Consider the following 18,270-nt stretch of genomic DNA (forward strand, 5'->3'; position numbering starts at 1 on the left):
CCGGTCCGTCAGCGCCGTAAGGATCACATTGACCTGGCCGCCGCCTTCCCCGGAGGGTTGGCTGTATGTCCCATGCATCTGCCCCTCCCGCGTCGTGTGACTCCTGCTGCGCCGGGCGGGGGCTGCCGTGCAGGGGGTGCTGAGCGGCTTCGCCGTGATCGCCGTCGTCATCGCGGTCGGCTATGTGATCGGCCTCCGGGGGCACCTGGGCGACGGCGGACGCGAGGTCCTCACCAGGCTCGCCTTCCACGTGGCCTCCCCCGCCCTGCTCTTCACCACGCTCGCCCGCGCCGACCTGTCGGTGGTCTTCTCCGACCGGCTGCTGGTCACGGCGATGAGCACGGCAGCCGCGGCGGGCGTCTTCGTGGCGGTGGGCGCCGCGCGCGGCTGGGGCGTGGGCCGCACGACGATCGGCGCCCTGTGCTCCAGCTACGTCAACTCGGGGAACCTGGGCATCCCGATCGCCGTGTACGTGCTGGGTGACGCGTCCCTGGTCGCGCCGGTGCTGCTGTTCCAGCTGGTCGGCGTCACGCCGGTGGCACTCACGATCCTGGACCTGGCGGGCGGCGGGGAGAAGCGGCCCCTGTGGCAGCGCCTGCTCACCCCGCTGCGCAACCCGATAGCGCTGGGGTCCCTGGCCGGCGTGGCGGCGTCCGCGTCGGGCCTGACGGTGCCGGGGCCGCTGATGGATCCCCTGACCCTGATCGGCAACATGTCCGTCCCGGCGGTCCTGCTGGCCTTCGGCATCTCCCTGCGCGGCAGCACCCTTCCGCTGCGGGGCGCGGAGCGGGCCCCCGTGCTGCTCGCCGTGACCCTCAAGGCGGTCGTCCAGCCCCTGGTCGCCTGGGCCCTGGCGGCGGGCGTGTTCGGCCTGCACGGGGCGCCCCTGCTCGACGTGGTGGTCACCTCCGCCCTGCCGGCGGCGCAGAACCTGTTCACGTACGCGAGCACCTACCGCGTGGGCGAGGTGCTGGCCCGGGAGGCGATCCTGCTGTCGACGGTGCTGGCGGTGCCGGTGCTGGTGGTGGTGGCGGCCCTGCTGGGGTGAGCCCGCCGGGTGACGGCGCGGCCCGGGCCGGCGGGAGAGCCCGTCAGCCGGTGGCGGCCCCGGCCGCGTCCCGCGCGCTCCCGGCGGCGCCCGGCCGGGAGCCGCCGTCCGGGGCCGCGGGGGGCTTGGTGTAGAGGACGTCGCGCGCCTGCTCGGCCGCGCGGGCCATGTTCTCGGCGACGAAGTCGACGAAGCGGGCGATGCCCTCCAGACGCACGGCGGCCGGGGTGCCGGGCCCGAGGACCCTGACGCCCTGCCGCGCGGCCTCGGCGATCTGGGCGCTGCCCCGGACCGCGGCGATCATCGACTGGTACCAGACGTCGTCGTCGACGATGTAGTGCTCGCGGCGGCGCTCGTCGCGCTCCCGGCGGATCAGGCCCTGGCTCTCGAGGAACGCGACCGCCTTGGAGACGGACGCCGGGCTGACCTGGAGGCGGCGGACGAGCTCGGCGGCGGTGAGGCTGCCCTCGTCGGTGGTGTAGAGGCAGGTGAGCACCCGGGACATCATCTTCGGCAGACCCTGCTGCATGAAGAGCGTGGTGAACACCTCCTCGTACTCACGCACCGCCTCGGGGTCCCGGCCGTGGGGCAGCGGGGACGCGCCGACGGACCGGGGCGCGGCCCGCCTGCGGCGGTGGGCGCGCTGTTCGGTGGCGCGGTGGGCCAGGTCGGCGCGGTAGCCGGTGGGGCCGCCGTTGCGCATGACCTCGCGCGTGACGGTCGAGGTCGGGCGGTCCAGGCGCCGGGCGATCTCCGCGTAGGCGAGTCCGTCGGCCAGTCCCAGCGCGATCTGCTGGCGTTCCTGCTGGGTGAGTCTGCCTCCCGGCATCGCGGCCTCCTCCGTGCTGATGGACGGCCCACAGTAGCGTTCACCGCAGCTTGTTGCAACGCACCGCATTCCCCGTGTTGCATTGCAAGTCTACCCATTGCAACAAAATACTGGCTCCTAGCTGCGACTATCCCAATCCAGCGCAACGAGCGTGTTGCCGGTTCCTTGAACGCAACGTAGCGTTTGCGGTGTCAGAAACATGAGACCAAGGAGTGCACGATGCAGACGTTCCCCACCGCCGCCCCGATCTCCGCCCTCCTCGACGTCCCCGCCGGCAGCATCCGGCTCATCGCCGCCGACCGCGCCGACACCACGGTCGAGATCCTGCCCGCCGACGCCTCCAAGAGCCGGGACACGGAGGCGGCCAAGCGGATCGAGGTCACCTTCGCCGACGGCGTGCTGCGCCTCACGGACCCCGAGGCGGAGAGCCGGTCCCTCCGGCACCCCGGCACCGTCGAGATCACCGTCCAGCTGCCCGCCGGCTCCCGCGTGGAGGCGAAGACGGCCAGCGGCGAGCTCCGCGGCGTCGGCCGCCTCGGGGACGTCGTCTTCGAGGGCGCGCAGGCCACGGTCAAGGTCGACGAGGCCGCGTCCGCCCGCCTGACCCTCTCCGCCGGTGACATCTCGGTCGGGCGCCTGGGCGGGGACGCGGAGATCCGGACCCAGAAGGGCGACATCGAGGTCGCCGAGGCCCTGGGCGGCACGCTCACGCTGCGCACCGAGCACGGCGGGATCACGGTCGGTGCCGCCGGCGGCGTCTCCGCCTCGCTGGACGCCGGCACCTCCTACGGCCGGATCAACAACGCGCTCCGGAACGCCGACGGGACCGCCGCCCTGACCATCCACGCGACCACTTCCTACGGCGACATCACCGCCCGCAGCCTGTGACCACCCGGAGCCCGGCGGGAAGCACCTCGTCATGGCCCGGCCACGACGGCGACCAGGGAGCGCGCGTCCCGCGCACACAGGACCCGCGCCGGGTACCAGCCGCTCACCGTGCCGGGGTCTCCCTGTCACCCGCTCCGGTCGGCGGCCGGGCCCGGCGCCGGCCCGGGGTGACCATCGGGGAGACGCGGGCCGCTTCCCGCACCGGCGCACACGCCGAGGGGCGGCGCACACCGACCACGTCGGAGTGCGCCGCCCCTTGCGTGTTCCCGCGGACGGACGCCGGTCAGGCGATGCGCTCCAGCACCACCGGCGACGGAGTGAAGTCCGTGCCGGCGGCCGCGATGTCGAAGGAGCCCTCGATGGCCTGGAGGGCGTACGCGAAGCGGTCCGGGGTGTCGGTGTGCAGGGTGAGCAGCGGCCGTCCCTCGGTCACCGTGTCGCCCGGCTTGGCGTGCATCTCGACGCCCGCGCCCGCCTGTACCGGGTCCTCCTTGCGCGCCCGGCCCGCGCCGAGCCGCCAGGCGGCGACGCCGATGGCGTAGGCGTCGAGGCGGGTGAGGACGCCCGAGGCCGGGGCCTTGATCACGTGCTGCTCGCGGGCCACCGGCAACTGCGCGTCCGGGTCGCCGCCCTGGGCCGCGATCATGCGCCGCCAGACGTCCATCGCCGAGCCGTCGGCCAGGGCCTTCGCCGGGTCGGCGTCCTTGATGCCGGCGGCGTCGAGCATCTCCCGGGCCAGGGCGATCGTCAGCTCGACCACGTCCGCGGGGCCGCCACCGGCCAGGACCTCGACCGACTCGCGGACCTCCAGGGCGTTGCCGGCCGTGAGGCCCAGCGGGGTCGACATGTCGGTGAGCAGTGCGACCGTCCTCACGCCGTGGTCGGTGCCGAGGCCGACCATGGTGGAGGCCAGTTCGCGGGCGTCCTCGATGGTCTTCATGAAGGCGCCCGTGCCGACCTTCACGTCCAGCACCAGCGAGCCCGTGCCCTCGGCGATCTTCTTCGACATGATCGAGGACGCGATCAGCGGGATGGCCTCGACCGTGCCGGTGACGTCGCGCAGTGCATAGAGCTTCTTGTCGGCGGGGGCCAGGCCGTCGCCCGCCGCGCAGATCACCGCGCCGGTGGTGTCGAGGACGTGCAGCATCTCCTCGTTGGAGAGCAGGGCCCGCCAGCCGGGGATGGACTCCAGCTTGTCGAGGGTGCCGCCGGTGTGGCCGAGGCCGCGGCCCGACAGCTGCGGGACGGCCGCGCCGCAGGCGGCGACCAGGGGGGCCAGCGGGAGGGTGATCTTGTCGCCGACACCGCCGGTGGAGTGCTTGTCGGCCGTCGGGCGGGACAGGGACGAGAAGTCCATGCTCTCGCCGGAGGCGATCATCGCGGCCGTCCAGCGGGCGATCTCGCGGCGGTTCATGCCGTTGAGCAGGATCGCCATGGCGAGCGCGGACATCTGCTCGTCGGCGACCTCCCCGCGGGTGTACGCGTCGATGACCCAGTCGATCTGCTCGTCGCTGAGTTCGCCGCGGTCCCGCTTGGCGCGGATGACGGAGATGGCGTCCATGGCCATGGCTTGGCTTCCTTCCGAGGGTTCCAGAAGCCGTACGGCCCCCCTGATCGACTCAGGAGGGCCGCACGGGAGTTACTTGCTGAGGTGGCCGGGCCCGAAGGCCTGCGGCAGCATCTCCGACAGCGGCAGGATTCCCGCCGGGGTCTCCAGCAGGAGGTCCGGGCCGCCGAACTCGTACAGCAGCTGGCGGCAGCGGCCGCACGGGACGAGCACCTCCCCGTCGCGGTCGACGCAGGTGAAGTGCGTCAGCCGGCCGCCGCCGGTGTTGTGCAGCTCGGAGACGAGGCCGCACTCGGCGCACAGGCCGAGACCGTACGAGGCGTTCTCGACGTTGCAGCCGGAGATGATCCGGCCGTCGTCGACCCGGGCCGCCACGCCGACCGGGTATCCGGAGTACGGGGCGTACGCCCGGGACATGGCGTCCCGGGCCACCGCGCGCAGCCGCTCCCAGTCGACGGCCGGGCCGGTGTCGGTCACTTGCCCTGCCCCTTCCGGTACGGCAGTCCGTCCGCCTTCGGCATGCGCAGCCGCTGGGCGGACAGCGCGAGCACGACCAGGGTGATGACGTACGGCGTGGCGGAGACGACCTGGTTCGGGACCTCGTCGGTGGAGGCGTACCAGGCGAACACCAGGGCGGCGACGACCGCCGTGACGATCGACGGCACGTACTTCTTGCGGACCACCAGCCAGATCGCGCCGATGACCAGCAGCAGCGCGCCGAGCAGCAGCAGGGCGTGGACGTTGGCGGAGCCGCCGCGCAGGTTGAGGCTGTCGGTGTAGCCGAACAGGCCCGCGCCGAGGGCGAGTCCGCCCGGCATCCAGTTGCCGAAGATCATCGCCGCGAGGCCGATGAAGCCGCGGCCGCTGACCTGGCCCTCCAGGTAGAAGGGGTTGGCCACGATGGACAGGAAGACACCGCCGAGGCCGGCCAGGCCGCCGGAGATGACGACGGCGATGTACTTGTACTTGTAGACGTTGACGCCGAGGGACTCGGCGGCCACCGGGTTCTCGCCGCAGGAGCGCAGCCGCAGGCCGAACGCGGTGCGCCACAGGATCCACCAGGTGGCGGGGATCAGCGCGACGGCGAGCAGGGTCAGCCAGGACACGTTGGTGACCAGGCCGCCGAGCAGGCCGGCGATGTCGGAGACGAAGAACCAGCCCTTGGCGTTGAGGTCCCGCAGGCCGTCGGAGAGTCCCGGCACCGTGAAGTGGCCGAGGGAGTCGACCGCCGGGGACTGCTTGGCCGAGCCGCCGGTGTGGCCCTCGAAGGCGAGGGGCGCGAGGTAGCGGGTGGCGCCGAGGGCGAGGATGTTGATCGCCACACCGGAGACGATGTGGTTGACGTTGAAGGTGACGGTGACGAAGGCGTGCAGCAGGCCGCCGATCGCGCCGCCGAGGATGCCGACCAGGACACCGGTCCACGGGCCCCACTGGAAGCCGGCCCAGGCGCCGAACCAGGTGCCGAGGATCATCATGCCTTCGAGGCCGATGTTGACCACGCCCGCGCGCTCGGCCCACAGGCCGCCCAGACCGGCGAGGCCGATCGGCACGGCGAGCTGGAGCGCGGTGGACATCTGGCTGACGTTGGTGATGCCGTCGGCGCCGGTGATGATGCGCACGATCGAGGTGAGCGCCAGTCCCCCGGCGATGATCAGCAGCAGGACGGGCCACGACAGGCGGCGGCCGGTCGGCGCCGCGGGCTGCAGCGTGGGCTGGTTGACGTCGGTCGCGGTGGTCATCGGCCAGCCACCTCCTTCGTGTTCTGGGCGCCGAGGACGTGGCCCGCGGCGAGTTCGGCGCCGACGCGGCGCTGCTGGCGGCGCAGGCCCCATTCGCGGACGGCCTCGTAGGACACGACGACCGAGAGGACGATCAGGCCCTGCATGATGACCGCGATCTCCTTGTCGTAGCCGTGGAAGTCCAGCTCGGGCGAGGCCTTGTCGAGCCAGGCCCACAGCAGGGCCGCGAACGCGATGCCGACGGGGCTGTTGCGGCCCAGCAGGGCGATGCCGATGCCGAGGAAGCCGATGCCGGTGGGGAAGTTCAGGCTGTAGGTGTGGGTGTCGCCGAGCAGGATCGGCAGGCCGGCCAGGCCCGCGATGCCGCCGGAGATCAGCATGGCGCTGAGGACCATGCGCTTGGGGTCCACGCCGCTGGCCGCCGCCGCGGTCTGCGAGGCGCCGGAGGCGCGCAGGTCGAAGCCGAAGCGGGTGCGGTTGAGGACGATCCAGTAGCCGATGCCGAGCAGCACGGCGAGCAGCACCAGGCCGTAGATCTCGCCGGCGGCGCCCATCGGGATGCCGGGGATCCAGCCCGACTCGTACATCTCGCCGGTGGTGTTGTTGTTGCCGACCTTCACGCCGAAGACGTCCGGCAGCCACAGGTAGGCGATCACCGAGGTGGCGATGGCGTTGAGCATGATCGTGGCGACGACCTCGCTGACGCCGCGGGTGACCTTGAGAACACCGGCGATGCCGGACCAGAAGGCGCCCGTGAGGACGGCCGTCAGGAGCAGCAGCGGGATCTGCAGGACGGCCGGGAGGTTCATGTGGGCGCCGACGATGGCGGCCATCATGGCGCCGAGCTGGTACTGGCCGTCGACGCCGATGTTGAACAGGTTCATCCGGAAGCCGATGGCCACCGCCAGGGCCGCGATGTAGTACATCGACGCCTGGTTGATGACCAGCACCTGGATGTCCGAGAAGCCGATCTGCTCGAACATCAGGGCGAACGGCTCGACCGGGTTCTTGCCCGACGCGATCAGCACGATCGCGCTCAGGACGAAGGCCACGGCGAGCGCGATGACCGGTCCGGCCACCGCGAGGAGCAGCCGCTCCTTGTCGAACTTCTTCATCAGCGGGCCTCGTCTTCCGGAGACTCGGGGGCGTCTGCCTTCGAGATCTCGGGGGTCTCGTCGTGCTCGAGGTGCCCGGTGGCGGCACCGGTCATGGCCGAGCCGAGCTCCTCGGGGGTGATGGTGGCCGGGTCGGCGTCCGCGACCAGCTTGCCGTTGTAGATCACGCGGAGCGTGTCGGACAGGCCGATCAGCTCGTCCAGGTCGGCGGAGATCAGCAGCACGGCCAGGCCCTCGCGGCGGGCCTCGCGGATGTGGTCCCAGATGGCCGCCTGGGCGCCGACGTCCACGCCCCGGGTGGGGTGGGCGGCGATGAGGAAGCGCGGCTCGTGGCTCATCTCGCGGCCGACGATCAGCTTCTGCTGGTTGCCGCCGGACAGGGAGGCGGCCGTGACGTCGATGCCGGGGGTGCGGACGTCGTACGCCTCGACGATGCGGCGCGTGTCCTCCTGCGCCGCCTTCGGGTCCAGCCAGACGCCCTTGGCCAGCGGCTTCTCGGTGACGTGGCCGAGGATGCGGTTCTCCCAGAGAGGGGCCTCCAGGAGCAGGCCGTGGCGGTGCCGGTCCTCGGGGATGTAGCCGATGCCCTGCTCGCGGCGCTTGCGGGTCGGCCAGGAGGTGATCTCCTCGTCGGCGAGCCGGATGGTGCCGGAGTCGGCGGACCGCAGGCCGATCAGCGCGTCGACGAGCTCGGTCTGCCCGTTGCCCTCCACACCGGCGATGCCGAGGACCTCGCCCGCGTGGATGGTGAAGGTGATGTCGTCGAGGAGGGCCTTGCCACCGGGGGCCGCCAGGTGCAGCTTCTCGACGCTGATGACGGGGCGGTCGGTGACCGTGGACTCGGCCGTCTCGGGGGTGGGCAGCTCGCTGCCGACCATCATCTCGGCGAGCTGGCGCGGGGTGGTCTCGGCCGGGACGGCGGTGCCGACGGTGGTGCCGCGGCGGATCACGGTGATGTCGTCGGCGACGGAGAGCACCTCGCCGAGCTTGTGCGAGATGAAGATGACCGACAGGCCCTCGGCGCGCAGTTCGCGCAGGTTGGCGAAGAGGGCGTCGACCTCCTGCGGCACGAGCACGGCGGTCGGCTCGTCCAGGATCAGAGTGGTGGCGCCGCGGTAGAGGACCTTGAGGATCTCCACGCGCTGGCGGGCGGCGACGCCGAGTTCCTCGACCAGCAGGTCGGGCTCGACGTCGAGGCCGTAGCGCTCGGAGAGCTCCTTGATCCTGCGGCGGGCCTTGGCGCCGATGCCGTGGAGCTTCTCGCTGCCGAGGACCACGTTCTCCAGGACCGTGAGGTTGTCGGCGAGCATGAAGTGCTGGTGGACCATGCCGATGCCGCGGGCGATGGCGTCGGCCGGGGACGAGAAGGAGACCTGCTCGCCGTCGACGGAGATGGTGCCCTCGTCCGGCTTCTGCATGCCGTAGAGGATCTTCATCAGGGTCGACTTGCCGGCGCCGTTCTCGCCGACGAGGGCGTGCACGGTGCCCTTGCGGACGCTGAGGTGGATGTCGTGGTTGGCCACGACACCGGGGAAACGCTTGGTGATCCCGGCGAGCTCGACGGCGGTCACCGATTCGTTGACCGCCGCTCCGGCCGGAGGGCTGCTGGACGCGTTGATGGCGCACTCTCCTGGGGACGGGGGCCGTCTACGCGCGTAGCGCCCCTACGGCATACAAAGGGGCCGGCACCCCGCGGCGACGGGGCACGAGGAGCGGCTCCCCGTACCCCGTCGAGCGGACGCAACCCCGGGGGTTACCGCCTGCTTCGAGGCAGTCGCTCGTCAGCTGCTCTTGACCTTGATCTCGCCGCTGATGATCTTCTCCTTGGCCGTCTTGATGGCTGCCTGGAGCTCGGCGTCGTCCGCGAACTTCGGGTTGGAGTTCGACAGGCTCACCTCGCCGGTCTTCAGATCGCCACGAACGATACCGGTCTCGGGCTTGCCGTCCTCGACCGACTTCGCCAGGTTGTACACCGCCTTGGCGACGTCCTTCATCGCCGAGGTCAGGATCGAGTCCTTGTACTTGGCGAGGGCTTCCTGCTGGTACTGGTCGGAGTCGACACCGATGGCCCACACCTTGTTGGCTGCGGCGGCCTCGATGACGCCCTGGCCGGACAGGCCGGCGGCCGCGTAGACCACGTCGGCCTTCTTCTCGATCTGGCCCTCGGCGGCCGTCTTGCCCTTGTCCGGGCTGGAGAAGCCGCCCTCCTCCGCCGTCTGGGTGAGGTACTGGGAGAGGACCTTGACCTTCGGGTTCGTGTCCTTGACGCCCTGCTCGAAGCCCGCCTGGAACTTGTGGATGAGCGGGATGTCCACGCCGCCGACGAAGCCGACGACGTTCGACTTGGTGCTCTTGGCCGCGGCGACACCGGCCAGGTAGGAGGCCTGCTCCTCGCTGAAGACCAGGTCGGCCACGTTCTTGGAGTTGATCGTGGCGTCGTCGACGATGCCGAAGGTGGTGTCCGGGAACTTCTCGGAGGCACCCTTGATGGCCGCCGCGTACGCGTAGCCGACGCCGATGACCGGGTTGTAGCCCTGCTTCGCCAGCGAGGCGAGGCGCTGCTCCTTGTCGGCGTCCGTCTCGCCCTCGGTGGGCTCCACGTCGGCCGTCTGGTACCCGAACTCCTTCTTCGCCTGCTCCAGGCCCGCGTAGGCCGCGTCGTTGAAGGACTGGTCGCCCTTGCCGCCGACGTCGTACGCGATGGCGAGGCCCTTGTCGCCCTTCGAGTCCGACGACCCGGCGGAGGTCGAGGTGCCGCCGCAGGCGGAGAGCGCGAGGGCCAGGGAGGCGGTCGCTGCGCCTGCGACCGTGATCCGGGAAATCCGGCGCATGTGTGGGTGCTCCTGTCGTACAACCGAGGTCGCACAGCGCCGGGACGGTTCAGCTTCAGCGCTGGCTTCGCCGCAGATTAACGCGCGTAGACCTGCCTGAAAACCCCTTCTGTCCACCTTGTTATAGGCCCGTGGCCTAGCCACCACCCGGCCTCGGCCCGGGTGTTGCCGACCGCAAACGCGGGGTGGCGCTGGGTGATCCGGGGCCCCTTCGGGACGGGAGAAACGCAGCGGGCGGGCACCCGGAGGTACCCGCCCGCTCGACTGCCCCTCAGGGCCGGTACTACTCGGTCTTCACCTTGATGGTGCCGTCGTCGATGCCCTGCTTCGCCTTGTCCACGGCCTCCTTGAGGCCGGCGACCTTGGCGAACTCGGGGTTCGACTCGGACAGGCCGACGCCGTCGACCTTCAGGTCGAAGGTCTGCGTGCCGGTCAGCGGCTTGTCGTCCTGCACGGACTTGGCCAGCGCGTAGACCGCGCCGCCGACGTCCTTGAGCGCGGAGGTGAGGATGTAGTTCTTGTACGGCGCGAGAGCGGCCTGCTTGTACTGGTCGGAGTCGACGCCGATCGCCCAGACCTTCGCCTTGGCGGCGGCCTCGATCACGCCCTGCCCGGACAGACCCGCGGCCGCGTAGAGCACGTCGGCCTTCTTCTCGATCTGGCCCTCGGCGGCGGCCTTGCCCTTGTCGGGGCTGGAGAAGCCGCCCTCCTCGGCCGTCTGGGTGAGGTACTGCGACAGCACCTTCACGCCGGGCTTGGTGTCCTCGACGCCCTGCTTGTAGCCGGCCTCGAACTTGTGGATCAGCGGGATGTCCACGCCGCCCACGAAGCCGACGACGTCGCTCTTGGTGGCCTTGGCGGCGGCGACACCGGCGAGGTACGAGGCCTGCTCCTCGGCGAAGACGAGGGAGGCGACGTTCTTGCCCTCGACGACCGAGTCCACGATGCCGAAGGTGGTCTTCGGGTACTTGAAGGCGACGGCCTTCATGGCCGGGCCGTACGCGAAGCCGACGCCGATGACCGGGTTGTAGCCCTGCTTGGCCAGCGAGGCGAGGCGCTGCTCCTTGTCGGCGTCCGTCTCGCCCTCGGTGGGCTCGATGTCGGCCGTCTTGTAGCCGAACTCGTCCTTGGCCTTCGTCAGGCCGGCGTAGGCGGCGTCGTTGAAGGACTGGTCACCCTTGCCGCCGACGTCGTAGGCGATGGCGACGCCGCGGTCGCTGCTGTCGCTGTCACCGCTGTCACTGCTGGTGCCGCCACAGGCCGTGGCGACGAGCCCCAGCGACGCGACCCCCACCGCGACGCGGGTCAGTTTCGAAATCCGACGCATCTGAAGTTCCCCATTCTCCGAAGCTCCGCAGCGGGTGCTCAGTTCGGCGCACATTAACGCGCGTAGACACTCCTGGGAACGGGTCGCCGCGGGGCCGTTATCCATTCGTGCCGATGGCCGGTTACGCCCTTGTGAACCACGGGATCGAACGGGGTCGAAAGGTGTACTCGGGGACCCGGCGCGTGCCTGCTCGTCACGCGCACCAGGCTGCCCCGGGGCTGCGCGGCTCGCAACCGGGGGCCGCCGTGGGGGGGCGCGGGCGTCATCCCGGCGCGGCGCCGTCGTGGCGCGTCGCGCGGTTCCCCGCGCCCCTGAGGGGGGGGCTAGCGCAGACCGTTGACGAGGGCCGCCGCGGTGAAGAGTTCGACGCCTACCGTGATCGCGGACTCGTCGACGTCGAAGTCGCCCTGGTGGAGGTCGCGGATCTGGCGTTCGCCGGGGGTGCGGACGCCCAGGCGGGCCATGGCGCCGGGGACGTGCTCCAGGTACCAGGAGAAGTCCTCGCCGCCGAGGCTCTGCTCGGTGCCCACGACGGAGTCGACCCCGCGCCGGGCGATCATCGCGTCGCGCAGCAGCTCGGTCACGCCGGGCTCATTGACGACGGGCGGGACGCCGCGCACGTAGTTGATCTCCGACTTGGCGCGGTGCAGGTTGGCGATCTCGTCGATCGCGGCCACCACCACGTCCGGGGCCTGCCGCCACGCCTCGATGTCCAGGCAGCGCACGGTCCCCGACAGCTCGGCGTGCTGCGGGATCACGTTGGGCGCGTGCCCCGACTCGATGCGGCCCCAGGTGATGGCGAGCCCGCTGCGGCTGTCGAAGCGCCGGCCGACCAGGGCGGGCACGTCGGTGACCACACGGGCCGCCGCGGTGACCAGGTCGGTGGTGAGGTGGGGGCGCGCGGTGTGGCCGCCCGGGCCGTCGAGGCCGATCTCCAGCCGGTCACAGGCGGAGGTGATGGGACCCTCGCGCAGCCCGATCTGCCCGGCGTCCACGCGGGGGTCGCAGTGCACGGCGATGATCGCGCCGACGCCTTCCAGCGCCCCGCACTTGATGGCGTCGGCGGCGCCGCCGGGCAGCACCTCCTCGGCCGGCTGGAAGATCAGCCGGACCGGGCGGGGCAGCTGGCCCCGCTTGTGCAGCTCGGCGAGGACGAGTCCGGCGCCGAGGACGACGGTGGTGTGCACGTCGTGGCCGCAGGCGTGCGCGCGGTCGGGCACGGTCGAGCGGTACGGGCAGTCCGCCTTGGTGTCCGGGATGGGCAGGCCGTCGATGTCGGCCCGCAGGGCGAGCATGCTGGGACCGCCGTCCCACTGCTCGCCCGCTACGCCGATGTCACAGACGAGTCCCGTCCCGACCGGCAGGACACGTGGCTTGAGCCCGGCCCTCTCCAGTCGCTCCTTGATCGCCGCGGTCGTGCGGAACTCCTGGTTGCCGAGCTCCGGGTGCATGTGCAGATCGCGCCGGAACGCGATGAGCTCGGCGCGCAGGGCGTCGGGCAGCGCGCCGGGAAGCACGGCTCCCGCGGGAAGATCGATCTCGGACTCCAGTGACATCAGTGGCTTCACCCTTTGAAGAGTAGGGCGCCGGGGTGGCCGCCCGACCCTGGATCAACAAAACTTCAACCCGTTAGGGGAAGAAAATATGACTGCCGGACGCATGGCTATCGACTGAGCTGGGTAAACTCGCACGCCTTTCAGGCCGAGTCGGCCGCCTGCCTCACCGAGTGTGACGTCGGCCACACCCGCATCACGGTTTCGGTATCCATCCATCCTCCTTCACGGATACCACGCCTTGCGCGGCGAACACGGGCGCGTTCATCAGCCGGACACACGCGCCGACGGGGTGCGCCCCGTGTGCGCCGACAGCCCCGGGTTCCTCGATTCCACGCAGGCCCCCGTACGACGCCGTCGCCGAGACACGCCCGGTCGTTCAGGGAGCCCGAGGACGGGGGAGAAACTGCCGCGCGTACCTGCAGGCCCACAGGCCGGGGCCGGCCGACGGGGCCCGGGTCCGTGGGGCGGGACCGGTCGTCGCCGGTCTACCCCGCGGCCACCGCGCCCGGCGCGCCCGCCGTCCCCGTCGCGGGGCTCGGCATGGCCGTGAAGGGCGCCGTGCCCGGCGGGTCGGCCGGAGGGGCCGGGGCGGTGGAGGGTTCGGGGGTCGCCGTGTCCGCCGTGTCCGCCGGTGTCAGACGGTGCACCTCGCGGGCCGTGCCCGTGACGCCGTCCAGGAAGCCCTGGGCGCGGGGCGAGGCGTGCTCGGTGAGCCAGGCCGGGTCGATGTCGCACACCGCGACGCGCACCTCCGTGCCGGACAGGGCGAGCGGGAGGGTGTGGACGACGGTGGACGGGAAGCTGAGGATCGTGCGGCCGATGGGGCCGCGGCGGGCGATCAGCTCCAGCGGGAGTTCGGGGCGGACGATCTCCAGGCCCGTCTCGACCGCCAGGCGGTGCAGCTTGTCGGTGCTCTCGCGGCGGTGGGCGAAGTAGCGGGTGGCGCCGTGGGCCTTGGCCAGGGCGCGGACGGCCTGAAGGTAGCGGCCGTCGTCCACCACGCCCGTCTCCACCAGGGACGTGCCCACCAGGTCCGCGCCCTTGGTCAGGCGCGGCGGGCCGAACCGGGCCCGGGTCCAGGCGAAGGCGTTGGCGCGGACCGTCACGCCCGGCGGGGTCTGCTCCATCGGCATGGAGGAGAAGATCTCGATGTGCCGGCCGTCGCCGGGGGTCAGGCGGCGGCGCGCCGAGGCCGACACCGGCGCGAAGAGCACGTCCCGCGGGCCGGGGCGCCCGCCCTTGCGGTGCCAGCGCACCAGGCGTTCGCCCCGGGCCAGCTGCCCGACGAACTCCATCGTGGCCGTGCCGTCGTCGACGACGACGAGGTCACGGGCGCGGGTGATCGTCAGCAGCAGCTGGACGTAGCGGGAGAAGGGGTCCCCCAGCACGATGCGGTGCGCCCTGCGGAGCAGGGCGGCCAGACCGCCGATGGTCTGGAAGGGCGCCAGCGGCCCGCCGCGGGCCTCCTCCCAGCGGACCTCGTGCCCCTCCTCGCGGGCCAGGTCGGACATCCGCCGCAGCTGGCCGCGCGTCATCGGGTCGACGGGCGACAGCACCACGAGGGTGAGCCCCACGCCGGGCGCGTGCGCGTGCGCCCACTCCAGCACGTTGAGCAGCTGTACCGGGCTCTCGACGAAGGCGAGAGTGTGGGGGCCGGCGTTCCCGGCGCGGGGGCTCATCGACGTACGACCGTCCCGTCGTAAGGGGGGTGGTGGGGGTGGTGCGCTCAGACGCCGACGGGCTCGCCCGCGGCCGTGGCGATCTCCGCCTCGGCGACCACGCCGGCGACGCGGCGCAGCTTCTTCATCGGGCCCAGCTCGGACTCGTAGACCTTCTTGACGCCGTCGCCGAGGGAGGCCTCGATGGTGCGGATGTCGCGCACCAGGCGGGTCAGGCCCTGCGGCTCGACGGAGGCGGCCTGGTCCGAGCCCCACATGGCGCGGTCGAGGGTGATGTGGCGCTCGACGAAGGTGGCGCCCAGGGCGACCGCGGCGAGGGTGGTCTGCAGACCGGTCTCGTGGCCGGAGTAGCCGATCGGGACGTTCGGGTACTCCTGCTGCAGGGTGTTGATCACGCGCAGGTTGAGCTCCTCGGCCTTGGCCGGGTAGGTCGACGTGGCGTGGCACATCAGGATGTTGTCCGAGCCGAGGACCTCCACCGCGTGGCGGATCTGCTTCGGCGTCGACATGCCGGTGGAGAGGATCACCGCGCGGCCGGTGGCGCGCAGGGCGCGCAGCAGCTCGTCGTCGGTGAGGGAGGCGGAGGCGACCTTGTGGGCGGGGACGTCGAACTTCTCCAGGAAGGCGACGGCCTCGGTGTCCCACGGGGAGGCGAACCAGTCGATGTTCTTCGACTTGCAGTACTCGTCGATGGCGCGGTACTCGTCCTCACCGAACTCCACGCGGTGGCGGTAGTCGATGTAGGTCATCCGGCCCCAGGGGGTGTCGCGCTCGATGTCCCACTGGTCGCGCGGGGTGCAGATCTCCGGCGTGCGCTTCTGGAACTTGACGGCGTCGCAGCCGGCCTCGGCGGCGGCGTCGATCAGCTTGAACGCGTTCTCCAGCTCGCCGTTGTGGTTGATGCCGATCTCACCGCAGACGTAGACCGGACGGCCCGGGCCGACCTCGCGCGAACCGAACTGGCGGATACGGGAGTTGGTGCTCATGGCAGGAGATGTCCTTACTTGGTGAGGGAATCGAGAGAGGGGCCGAGGATCCAGCTGGCGATCTCTCGGATCGCGCCGTCGCCACCGGGGACGGTGGTGACCGCGCGTGCGGCGCCGCGCACGACGTCGTGGGCGCTCGCGACCGCCACGGGCCAGCCGACGAGGGCGAAGCACGGGAGGTCATTGACGTCGTTGCCGACGTAGAGCACGCGCTCCGGCGCGATGCCCTGCTCCTCGCACCACTGCTTCAGCGCGAGGTCCTTGCGGTCGATGCCGTGCAGCACCGGGAGCTTGAGCTTCCGGGCCCGGGCGGCGACCACAGGGTTCTGTTCCGTGGACAGGATCAGCATCTTCAGGCCGCTCCTGCGGAGGGCAGCGATGCCGAGTCCGTCCCCGCGGTGCACGGAGACGAACTCCCGTCCCTCGGAGTCGACGAGCACCCGGTCGTCGGTCTGGGTGCCGTCGAAGTCGAGGACGACCGCGTCGATGTCGCCGGCGGTCGGGAGGGCGCCGGGCCGGTCCGCGTCGAACAGCGGCGCGAGGGCCCGGGCGCGGGCGAGGTCGTGCGGGTCGTCGATCTCCAGGACGCGCGCCGGGTCCGTGCGGACCAGTTCGGTGCGGCCGAAGAAGCGGTGCCGGTGCTCGCGGAAGCCGGTGGCCTCCATGGCGTAGGCGGCGCCGGTCTCCAGCAGGTCCTGGGGGCGGTCCTGGCGGCGGGGCCGGAAGGACTTGTCGTGGTTGACGCCGTAGCCGCCGCCCACCGCGGCGTCGGACTCCGCGGCGGAACCGGTGACGGCGATGTCCTCGACGGCATCGGCGTCGCGCCAGATGAACCCGTGGAAGGGCGCGACGGTGACGGCGGTGTCGGCGCCGTTCTCGGCGATCGCGGCGACGACCCCGTCGATGTCCTCGCGGACGAGGAACGGGCTGGTGCACTGCACGAGCAGGACCACGTCCACCGGTGCCCCGTGCAGGGCCTCGTGGGCGTCCATGGCGTGCAGGACGGCGGCCTCGGAGGTGGCGGTGTCACCGGCAATGGCGGCCGGGCGCAGCACCACCTCGGCGCCCGCCTGGCGGGCGGCGGCCGCGATGGCCTGGTCGTCGGTGGAGACCACGACGTCGGTCACGAGCCGCGCGGCGCGGCACTCACGGACCGCCCGCGCCACCAGCGGCACGCCGCCGACGGGCAGGAGGTTCTTCGCGGGCACGCCCTTGGAGCCGCCGCGTGCGGGGATCACCGCCAGCACGCGGCGCACGGAGGCGCCTCGGCCGGCTTCCGGTCGGGACATGGGCTCTACTCCTTGGGCAGGGGTCTCGGGGCGGCTCACAGCTCGCCCATCCGCCGGATGACGGGCGCCACGCGCTGCACGCCGTGCCGGTAGGCGCCGCGCGCCGCCCGGCGCACGATCTGCCGGACCGGTCCGGGCTCCCTGTCGGCGGCGGGCGCGCCGGGCAGCGGCGCGCCGTCGGGGCCGAGGTGGTGGCGGGCGAGGATCCCGGGCAGATAGCCGGGCGCGGTGACGGGGGTGTAGTACGGGGTCAGCGGGGGCAGGCCGCCGGGCCGGCCGAGCAGCTCGGCGATGCGCTCGCGGGCCGCGTCGAAGGCCGATTCGTAGGAACCGTCGGCGGCGACGCCCTGCCGGGAGACCCACTCCTCGTCGGGTGCCGGCCGGTGCCCGGCGTCGAGCTGGTCCCAGGAGGCGAGGCAGCCGGAGCCCACGAAGTGGTGGTTGCCGAGCGCCTCGCGCACGCCCAGGTCGGTCAGGACGACCGTGGGGATGCGGCGGTGCAGCGACTCCAGGGCGGCCGTGGAGCTGACCGTCACCAGCAGGTCGGTCCGGTCCAGGACCTCGCCCATGTTGCCGTAGACGAGGCGGAAGTTGGCCGGTGGATCGAGGCGCTGCACCAGCTTCTGGTAGGGCAGCTCCTCGATGTGGGTGGTGTGTTCGCCCGGCTTGGAGCGCAGCTTCAGCAGCACCTCGCGCCCGGGGTGCCGGCGGGCGTGCTGCACCAGCCGGTCCAGCAGGTACGTACGGTCCTTGCGGCTCTCGGGGACCGAGGGCTGGGCGGCGAAGACGACCGTGTACGGGTCGTGTTCCCCTTCGTACGAGGCGCCTCCGAGAAACGGCAGGGCCACCTCCGTCACCGCGGAGGCGTCGGCGCCGACCCCTTCGTACACGGCCCGGAAACGGTCCGCGTCCTGGCGGGAGTTGGCGAGGACGAGGTCGGCGCCGTGCCGCAGCAGCAGGCCGTCGGCGAGCTTCTCGTAGACGACGCCGACGTAGCCGGTGACGACGACGGGCCGTGAAGTGCGGCCCTCCCAGGCCCGCTTGAGGCCGTGCAGCATGGCCTGCACACCGCCGCCCACCAGGGACAGCACGAGGACGTCGTAGGACTCCTCGGCCATGACGCGCAGGAACTCGACGGCGGTGACCTCGCGGAGCGAGTCGGCGCGCACGCCCACTTCCCGGAGCTGGCGCGGGGTGGGCGTGGCCCGGCCGCGCAGCAGGAATCCGTCGAGGACGGGGCCGACTTGCGCGCCCTCGCGCGGTGCGGTTTCCATGGACGGTCCCGGGGCGATGCGGTGCGCGGTCAACGCACCCCATTTCCATCGGGTGTCGGAGTCCGCGAGGACCGCGATGCGCGGGCGCTTCGGTGTACTTGCTGGCACGTCGAAGACGCTAGGAAGCGAATCCTAGGTATGG

Annotated in this window: 15 protein-coding genes; 2 read left to right on the forward strand and 13 right to left on the reverse strand. The window is 71.8% G+C overall.

The genetic code is table 11. From position 1 onward, the window contains the following. Positions 1-127 precede the first annotated feature (127 nt). The gene (locus tag ACF07N_RS09345; protein WP_392110240.1) at positions 128-1,048 is read left to right on the forward strand and encodes an AEC family transporter; all 921 of its coding nucleotides are present in this window, start codon (positions 128-130) and stop codon (positions 1,046-1,048) included. Positions 1,049-1,091: 43 nt separating this feature from the next. Here ACF07N_RS09345 and ACF07N_RS09350 read toward each other — a convergent pair whose 3' ends face one another. Beyond that, complete coding sequence (locus ACF07N_RS09350) at positions 1,092-1,877, reverse strand: helix-turn-helix domain-containing protein (protein WP_383337128.1); 786 nt, start codon at positions 1,875-1,877, stop codon at positions 1,092-1,094. Between the two features lie 219 nt (positions 1,878-2,096). On the opposite strand from ACF07N_RS09350, the gene ACF07N_RS09355 reads away from it, so the two are divergent. Then, on the forward strand, positions 2,097-2,765 hold the full coding sequence (locus tag ACF07N_RS09355) for a DUF4097 family beta strand repeat-containing protein (RefSeq protein WP_392110243.1): 669 nt from the start codon (positions 2,097-2,099) through the stop codon (positions 2,763-2,765). 283 nt (positions 2,766-3,048) lie between these two features. Here the strand turns inward: ACF07N_RS09355 and ACF07N_RS09360 are convergent, their stop codons facing one another. The 12 genes from ACF07N_RS09360 to ACF07N_RS09415 all read right to left on the reverse strand — a co-directional run bounded on the left by ACF07N_RS09360 (position 3,049) and on the right by ACF07N_RS09415 (position 18,236). Further along, positions 3,049-4,332: a thymidine phosphorylase gene (locus ACF07N_RS09360; RefSeq protein WP_392110246.1), complete on the reverse strand. Its 1,284-nt coding sequence runs from the start codon at positions 4,330-4,332 to the stop codon at positions 3,049-3,051. A gap of 72 nt (positions 4,333-4,404) precedes the next feature. Next, the gene (locus tag ACF07N_RS09365; protein WP_392110249.1) at positions 4,405-4,809 is read right to left on the reverse strand and encodes a cytidine deaminase; all 405 of its coding nucleotides are present in this window, start codon (positions 4,807-4,809) and stop codon (positions 4,405-4,407) included. Next, positions 4,806-6,071: an ABC transporter permease gene (locus tag ACF07N_RS09370; protein ID WP_383324765.1), complete on the reverse strand. Its 1,266-nt coding sequence runs from the start codon at positions 6,069-6,071 to the stop codon at positions 4,806-4,808. Before ACF07N_RS09370 ends, ACF07N_RS09365 begins: the two co-directional genes overlap by 4 nt. Continuing rightward, a complete protein-coding gene (locus ACF07N_RS09375) occupies positions 6,068-7,186 on the reverse strand; it encodes an ABC transporter permease (protein ID WP_383324768.1) in 1,119 nt (372 codons plus the stop codon). The genes ACF07N_RS09370 and ACF07N_RS09375 overlap by 4 nt, the downstream gene beginning before the upstream one ends. After that, the gene (locus ACF07N_RS09380) at positions 7,186-8,757 is read right to left on the reverse strand and encodes an ABC transporter ATP-binding protein (protein ID WP_383324770.1); all 1,572 of its coding nucleotides are present in this window, start codon (positions 8,755-8,757) and stop codon (positions 7,186-7,188) included. Before ACF07N_RS09380 ends, ACF07N_RS09375 begins: the two co-directional genes overlap by 1 nt. 210 nt (positions 8,758-8,967) lie before the next feature. Further along, positions 8,968-10,017: a BMP family ABC transporter substrate-binding protein gene (locus ACF07N_RS09385; RefSeq protein WP_362277315.1), complete on the reverse strand. Its 1,050-nt coding sequence runs from the start codon at positions 10,015-10,017 to the stop codon at positions 8,968-8,970. A 283-nt stretch (positions 10,018-10,300) separates the two neighbouring features. Next, complete coding sequence (locus ACF07N_RS09390) at positions 10,301-11,344, reverse strand: BMP family protein (protein WP_392110255.1); 1,044 nt, start codon at positions 11,342-11,344, stop codon at positions 10,301-10,303. 323 nt (positions 11,345-11,667) lie between these two features. Continuing rightward, on the reverse strand, positions 11,668-12,900 hold the full coding sequence (locus ACF07N_RS09395) for a M20 family metallopeptidase (protein WP_392111101.1): 1,233 nt from the start codon (positions 12,898-12,900) through the stop codon (positions 11,668-11,670). Positions 12,901-13,385: 485 nt separating this feature from the next. Then, positions 13,386-14,579: a hypothetical protein gene (locus ACF07N_RS09400; protein ID WP_392110258.1), complete on the reverse strand. Its 1,194-nt coding sequence runs from the start codon at positions 14,577-14,579 to the stop codon at positions 13,386-13,388. A 47-nt stretch (positions 14,580-14,626) separates the two neighbouring features. Next, a complete protein-coding gene (locus ACF07N_RS09405; RefSeq protein ID WP_383324779.1) occupies positions 14,627-15,565 on the reverse strand; it encodes an N-acetylneuraminate synthase family protein in 939 nt (312 codons plus the stop codon). A gap of 14 nt (positions 15,566-15,579) precedes the next feature. After that, complete coding sequence (locus ACF07N_RS09410) at positions 15,580-16,854, reverse strand: cytidylyltransferase domain-containing protein (RefSeq protein WP_392110262.1); 1,275 nt, start codon at positions 16,852-16,854, stop codon at positions 15,580-15,582. 35 nt (positions 16,855-16,889) lie between these two features. Next, the gene (locus tag ACF07N_RS09415; protein ID WP_392110265.1) at positions 16,890-18,236 is read right to left on the reverse strand and encodes a DUF6716 putative glycosyltransferase; all 1,347 of its coding nucleotides are present in this window, start codon (positions 18,234-18,236) and stop codon (positions 16,890-16,892) included. Positions 18,237-18,270 lie beyond the last annotated feature (34 nt).

It is taken from the genome of Streptomyces sp. NPDC015242 (assembly GCF_043079125.1).
In the GTDB taxonomy this organism is placed as follows: Bacteria; Actinomycetota; Actinomycetes; order Streptomycetales; family Streptomycetaceae; genus Streptomyces.